Here is a 4,717-nt window from a genome sequence, read left to right as displayed (position 1 = left end):
GGTGCAGACGAAATATGATGTTCCTGTTCGCCGGGCATTCCGATAAGCCTCTAAAGAGTCTTATCTCCATGGCTCACAAAGGAAATCATATTTGTCTGTACCGTTTTTCTTTCATTTACATTATGGATGACTTGTGAGAGAACGCTTATACATGCCCAATTTACGCTGTGAAGCGCACCACAGAATCTGCCAATTTACGTTACGGAACTCCCGGTTATGGGATGAGTGCCTATAAAAGAGGTAGAATAAGCTGCTTTAACTTCATGAATATTGTTTCTACAATAATCACAATCACATAAATCTTCACTTCTTATTTGATTGTAATATAATTTAGCTTTCTCAATATCCAAAGTGTTCACCTCCTCAAACTTGAATTGAGATTTCACATTTTAGTTTGGGATACTCCCTCCATAACCGTCACAGCAATTTTATACTTTACTTCGATTTCAATCTTTTCTGGTGGATTGGCTAAAAGCCTGTCAATATCATTTTCCTCAACACCAGCCATTTTTGCTATCGTTAGCTTGGATATGCCATGATAGGAAACAAGCACTTCCAAAAAACCGCTTAATTGCCTATCCTTCCCTTCCAACTGTTCCTATATTTGAAAAAGAGATTCCCATAAATCCACCTCACGGTTCATAAATAAATCTATCTATAACTTTATATCTACTGACTTTCTGCCACTCTACTCTCTGGTGATGCCATCCTATGCACCAATTAGATATTTTTCTTTTATCAAATCCTCTTATGCCTTAACATTACAACTTCCTCCGATAGATGGAGCTGTACCTACTGCCTGTGCTACAACATTCTCTGTAATGCTTTTCATATCCGTACCAATTGCAAATATTGTGCGTCTTTCTTCCTGAATTTTCTTCATCTGCTCTTTTCTTTCAGCTCTCCGTTCTGCAAGTTTTTGTTCATTTTCTTTCTTTTTCTCGATTTTTCTATCTTCATCAGCCTTTTTTTGTTCTTCGCTTGGTCCTGTAATAACCATGGAGCCCATATTACCATCCTTATCTATCCATACCTGACGATACTTAACTTCACTACCAGTCATTGATTTAATCATTGAGTCAGCCCATCTATCTAATGCTGGAATTTTTGACAACATATTTTCATATTTTGTGGCAACCTCTGGATTACTCATCATCCTATTTAAAATCTCAGGAGCAATCCTCACATCTGTTTTTCCTGTACGATTAGCTGTTTTTACATTTTTATCCGAACTTCCTGCCACAATATCTATTTGAGGATTTTTTTCCTGCAATTTTTTTACATAATCTTCCTGACTCTCTTCTGTTTTGCTCACCTGTGAATTTTCCTTTGTTTTTTGAATATCACAAGCTGCCTTTTTAACCGTGTTCTTGTAACCTGATGCATAATACGATGTGTAACTGCTGTTATTGATACCTGTAATTGCCATAATCCTACCTCCCTGTTATTGAAACTTAAAATAATTTCTATTATATTGAACGACTTGGATATTTAATTTCCGTTGATGTAAATTCATCTTCTGCCGAAACATTGATATGCCCACTGCTGTCAATAGCATACTCTTTACCATAAACGGAAAACGTATCTCCTTCTTTATATCCGATTTCTATCCAGTTTATATCATTTAACTGTTTTATCTTTGCGTCAACATTTATGGTCTTTCCTGATTCCTGCAATAAATAAGTGTGTTTTCCTGCTCCCGCATCTATAGAAAAGAATCCCGGAGAAATCCTGACTTTCTCACAGACGGACAATACCTCCTCATTGCTGTAGAGATACCCACACACACTCTTTCCCTGTGCCAGTTCCGACAGGATATTGCCTGCCTTACACATTTCCCACTTATAATTTGTTCCTTTTTGATTTGTATTCTCTACAAGCAACGATTCCGAGGCTGCCCAGCCTATCCTTCCATTATTGACCGTCCATGTATATTTACTGCCACTTGATGTTGTCCATGAATAATAATTTTTATTACTTAATACCAAAGAATTATTTGCAGCACAAATACCTGACATGGTGCTTGTATTCATTTTCGGTACTGCATAATTAGGTACTACCTGTCTGCTCCCATTAAGGTCAAAGGAAATAACCCCATACTCCTTAAAATCAGAATTATATCCACAGGAAACATTCTCCCCAAAATTGATTGCATCCAAAATAGCACTTGAATTATTATAGTTTGCAAAATAATAAGCCAATTCACTATTAGAAATATTCACATTTTTATCTATCAGTGCAGCTATGGATTGCTTTGAAAAGCCTCGTGCAGCATCAGAAATACTTAAACTGTCCTGTTTTTTATTATTTCCTGCTCCAAGCAACATCTGTATTGCTTTTTGGTGTATTCCTGCCTCTGCCTGTTTTGAATATGTCAATAGCTGGTTTACTGTGTTTACATCTGTCACTGTCCTCATAATTATTCCAAACCCTTTTTCAACATTAAACGCCAAACATATGCTGCAATTTGTCCAGCATATCATTTGATTTTTCTCTAACACTTCCCGGCTGATTTCTTAATTCATATCTGTTTTCATAGTAATGATTCAAGTAACCTTTCAGCCCATCATAAAACGAATCCTTATCTATTTCATCACTTAAAAATTTGTCGCACAAACCAGTCATTTCCGTTTTCTCATTCGTATAGAAATTCTTCTCATCGGAGATGATTTCTGACTTGTACTTATAAGTTTCTGTTTTGCTCCTTATTCCGATAACCATATAATCCGGTGTCATTCTCTCCATGATAGAATTGCGTGCTGACTCATTAAAATGAACATATTCGTCAATCATATTTTGAAAACTAGTCTGTAATTGTTCTGGGATATACATTTTATTTATTTTGTTTAATCCAGCTTCACTTGCACTTAATAAAAATACCGATTCAAATGAAGTACCACGATACCCTTCCCTCGCATTCAAGTCATCTACCGCTGCCACCATTTTGTCAATCTGTTCTTTTAGTGTATTTCTTTCATCTTCTGATAAATATTCTGCTGCATTTTCATCTACCCACTTCTCAAAAACCGAAACCTCATTCTCAGAATGTCCTTCAAATACACTTTTATCTCCTGAAATAGAAGATGTCTTTAGTTCCAATTTAAACAAATTCTCACATTTGTATTCTGCTGGTATTTCTTTTATCTCTCCATTGATTGATGAAAAATGCATTGCCTGAAAATCTGAGACTTTATCACGAGCAGTCTCAACTAACTTTCTTGCTGAATCACTGATTTTCACATCATCCTCCGAAATAATATTCTGAGGAACAGTTGTTTTCTTCTCGACCTTATTTTTTATCATCTCAGGATTATTAATATACCTATTTCCTTGAACTTTCATAGCAACCTCCCTAAGTTAGTCCACACTTTCTATACTTCTTTATCTATCTTGCTCGATGTCAAAGAAGAATCCGTCTTAGAGTATGTACCATTATTTGTATAGGTTGCACTCGCCCGGTTTGCAGCATTCGATATACCAGTTGCTTTCTGCGATATTTTGCTTACAAAAGAATTATATCCTGTAAAGATCGTTTTCAGCGAACTGATATCTGCCTGCTTTAAAGCACCCTCATCTAATTCCAACTTGTTTCCTTTTCCTATGGTAATACCTATTTTGGCAAGCATATTACTGTTTTTGTCTGTCATTCCAGTCATCCATGAAGCATTTCGCAATACATCCTTTGTATTCGATTCTCCTGCTTCCCTAACTACATCATTATAATCTTCAACAAAAGATTTTACTGCCTTGGTGATTTTATCCCAGTCATAATCCTCTACCGCAATCTCTTCCCCGTTTTTTCATCTTTCTTTTTTATTTTCTTTTTTTCCCAAAGAGAAGAGTCATTCAAAGCATCTGCTGATTTTTTCAGGGAATCCGCACTTGTTTTCATCAGTGTAAGCTTCTGTGAAGTATCGCCTTTACCCGATAATTTTTCTGCATCCTGCTTTGCATAATATGCTTTCATAAGTTTTCCATAGCTTCCGTTTTTAATCGCAGCATAATCAGAAAGCATATTGGTGTTTCCTACGGATGAACTGTCGGAAGTTCCTCCAAATAATGCGGAATAATCTACATTGCTGTTATATTTACTTGTGTAATCACTAAAACTCTTAATCTCTGACATAATACCATTCTCCTTTACCAACTATAAACGAATATCAATCGGTGTATATGTCACCTGTGTTTCCCCTTTGATATCCGTATTCTTTACGCTGTCTGTCTCCTCTGCCGCAGCCCCCGCAGATTCCTGTGTTTTCTCGGATTTATCAGTATTGTTCTTTGTTGCAGTGTCTTCTGTATTGCTGTTCTCCGCTTTTGTAGCTTCTTCTACTGATTTATTTGCATCTGCAAGTGTAGACATCTGTGCTGCTGTCGCAGACTGTGCCTTTGCCTGCAGCTCTGCCAGTTCTTCTTCCTTCTTCTCAGTATTTCCTTTTCCGGCATCCTGTTTGATTTCAGATTCAAGCACACTGGCACGTCCCTGCATCTGTGTTGCCATACTTCCCTGCACCTTTGCCTGTTTCATGGAAGAATCTGCGGAGATCATCGCCTGCATACTTGCCTGTGACAATCCGGTGTCTTTCTTTTTAGAAGTGTTACTTGTTCCAGCCACCATATCATCCATAGATGACGAATTTTTACTCTGCTGTTCCTTTCTCTGCTCGATCTGGTGCTGTCTTAACTGCTGATTGAGATTGTTAATCTCCTGCTGTAT

At 37.0% G+C, this 4,717-nt stretch carries 8 protein-coding genes; all 8 read right to left on the bottom strand.

Annotation, left to right across the window (positions count from 1 at the left end):
• Positions 1-194: 194 nt before the first annotated feature.
• Entirely contained in the window at positions 195-350 is a 156-nt protein-coding gene (locus ROSEINA2194_RS21205; RefSeq protein WP_172727122.1) for a hypothetical protein, read from the bottom strand.
• Positions 351-382: 32 nt separating this feature from the next.
• The gene (locus ROSEINA2194_RS12700; protein ID WP_007887738.1) at positions 383-592 is read right to left on the bottom strand and encodes an HTH domain-containing protein; all 210 of its coding nucleotides are present in this window, start codon (positions 590-592) and stop codon (positions 383-385) included.
• A 156-nt stretch (positions 593-748) separates the two neighbouring features.
• Positions 749-1,429 carry a DUF6033 family protein gene (locus ROSEINA2194_RS12695; protein WP_007887737.1) on the bottom strand — a complete coding sequence of 227 codons (681 nt, stop codon included), beginning with the start codon at positions 1,427-1,429 and terminating at the stop codon, positions 749-751.
• Positions 1,430-1,469: 40 nt separating this feature from the next.
• Complete coding sequence (locus ROSEINA2194_RS12690) at positions 1,470-2,417, bottom strand: hypothetical protein (protein ID WP_044927973.1); 948 nt, start codon at positions 2,415-2,417, stop codon at positions 1,470-1,472.
• A gap of 25 nt (positions 2,418-2,442) precedes the next feature.
• Complete coding sequence (locus ROSEINA2194_RS12685; protein WP_007887734.1) at positions 2,443-3,342, bottom strand: hypothetical protein; 900 nt, start codon at positions 3,340-3,342, stop codon at positions 2,443-2,445.
• 29 nt (positions 3,343-3,371) lie between these two features.
• Complete coding sequence (locus ROSEINA2194_RS12680) at positions 3,372-3,647, bottom strand: hypothetical protein (RefSeq protein WP_252832632.1); 276 nt, start codon at positions 3,645-3,647, stop codon at positions 3,372-3,374.
• 128 nt (positions 3,648-3,775) lie between these two features.
• Entirely contained in the window at positions 3,776-4,126 is a 351-nt protein-coding gene (locus ROSEINA2194_RS12675; RefSeq protein WP_044927971.1) for a hypothetical protein, read from the bottom strand.
• A 21-nt stretch (positions 4,127-4,147) separates the two neighbouring features.
• A partial coding sequence (locus tag ROSEINA2194_RS12670) for a FlxA-like family protein (RefSeq protein WP_007887729.1) occupies positions 4,148-4,717 on the bottom strand: 570 nt, incomplete at its 5' end.

It is taken from the genome of Roseburia inulinivorans DSM 16841 (genome assembly GCF_000174195.1).
Classification (GTDB): Bacteria; Bacillota; Clostridia; order Lachnospirales; family Lachnospiraceae; genus Roseburia; species Roseburia inulinivorans.
This window is presented reverse-complemented; position numbering and strand designations above follow the sequence as displayed.

Bases quoted from the DNA above. Each gene is read 5' to 3' on its own strand.
- ROSEINA2194_RS12695 (WP_007887737.1), bottom strand. From the start codon at position 1,429: ATGGCAATTACAGGTATCAATAACAGCAGTTACACATCGTATTATGCA.
- ROSEINA2194_RS12690 (WP_044927973.1), bottom strand. From the start codon at position 2,417: ATGAGGACAGTGACAGATGTAAACACAGTAAACCAGCTATTGACATAT.
- ROSEINA2194_RS12685 (WP_007887734.1), bottom strand. From the start codon at position 3,342: ATGAAAGTTCAAGGAAATAGGTATATTAATAATCCTGAGATGATAAAA.
- ROSEINA2194_RS12680 (WP_252832632.1), bottom strand. From the start codon at position 3,647: ATGACAGACAAAAACAGTAATATGCTTGCCAAAATAGGTATTACCATA.
- ROSEINA2194_RS12675 (WP_044927971.1), bottom strand. From the start codon at position 4,126: ATGTCAGAGATTAAGAGTTTTAGTGATTACACAAGTAAATATAACAGC.